This is a genomic window from Halarchaeum acidiphilum MH1-52-1 (assembly GCF_000474235.1).
Classification (GTDB): Archaea; Halobacteriota; Halobacteria; order Halobacteriales; family Halobacteriaceae; genus Halarchaeum; species Halarchaeum acidiphilum.
Window position 1 is genome coordinate 1 of sequence record NZ_BATA01000148.1, and the last position, 1,144, is coordinate 1,144.

1 protein-coding gene is annotated in these 1,144 nt (G+C 58.1%); it reads right to left on the reverse strand.

Translation table 11 applies throughout. The features are described 5' to 3' along the window. Positions 1-26: 26 nt before the first annotated feature. Positions 27-527 (reverse strand): DUF7342 family protein, encoded by a 501-nt coding sequence (locus AOZ13_RS13605; protein WP_234402893.1) that lies wholly within the window; start codon positions 525-527, stop codon positions 27-29. Positions 528-1,144 lie beyond the last annotated feature (617 nt).

Genomic DNA, 1,144 nt, shown 5'->3' on the forward strand with positions numbered 1-1,144 from the left:
CTCGTGATTTCCGTCGTCGTCACCCATTAGAGCGCTTCTACGGCTCCAGTGGCGTCGTCGACCGCGCTGAGGGCGAGTGCGACCTCGGCGAAGGCGAGGTTCCGCCGCGTGGTCCGCCACTCTGTGAGTGTCCCGGTGTCGATATCTGCGTGGGCCCGAACGGCCTCGTCGGGTGAGTTCGCACCGTATTGGTCAGCGTACGCTCGAAGCTCCTCGCGCATCTCTACGACGCGCGTCGAGAGCGTGTCAGTGTCCGTCTCGTCGAGGATCCGCCGCGCCTGTTCGAGCGCGAGCGAGTCCGTGGCCCGTCGGTACAGCGTGCCCTTCGAGTCTGGGGAGGCAGTCTCTGCCACGTAGCCGTGTTCGACCAGCGAGCGGAGGTGCTTACGAGCGGTCTGTTCCGACGTGAGAGCGTGCTCGGCGACGGTCGCCGCGCTTACGGGGTCATACGTCGTGCGCATCACGGACTGCACGCGGTCGAAGGGGCTGGTGTCGCGTTTCCAATCCTCCTTGGCGCGTTCGTTCACGTCCTCGAACGCCGGGGCGGGATCTGGCATCGAATCCGACTACGGAGCGCTAGAATATCACTCTATGGGATGATATTCTCACTTACTTACGGGGTGCGTCGAGAAAGATGGTCATCTCAGGCCGCGTACCGCGCGTATTCAACTGAGTGATGAAGCGACTGTGGTAACGAGAGGGGGTGCGTCGAGAAAGATCCGCCCCCAGTGAGGCCGCTTTGCAACTGGCCATCGCCTCGTGGTACTCCACGCGAAACGGTCCGGGGGAATCGAGTGGATGAGGTTGGTAGTCAGAAGACGTTCTGTCCCGCCCTCGTGTTGTATATCGAGGTGTCACGTCGCACCGGTCTTTCGGCTCGAAACCGGTCTACTACTAGCTAGTCTAGAAAGAACATTATAATGTTATGTGTATATGCAATACATACCTATTTATCTTGGATGAGTTAGATGCGGGTATATTCGATTTACAAGCCCCTAATCCTTGGTATTGTATTTCGAGTCTAGTCCATATTCGGGTATAGGTCGGTGTCTTTTAAATAATCAACTCTCCAAGACGGTGGTGGATCGAGGCAAGGAACTCCCAGCGAACGCCATACGGTACCGGGACTTTCTCGACGCACCCC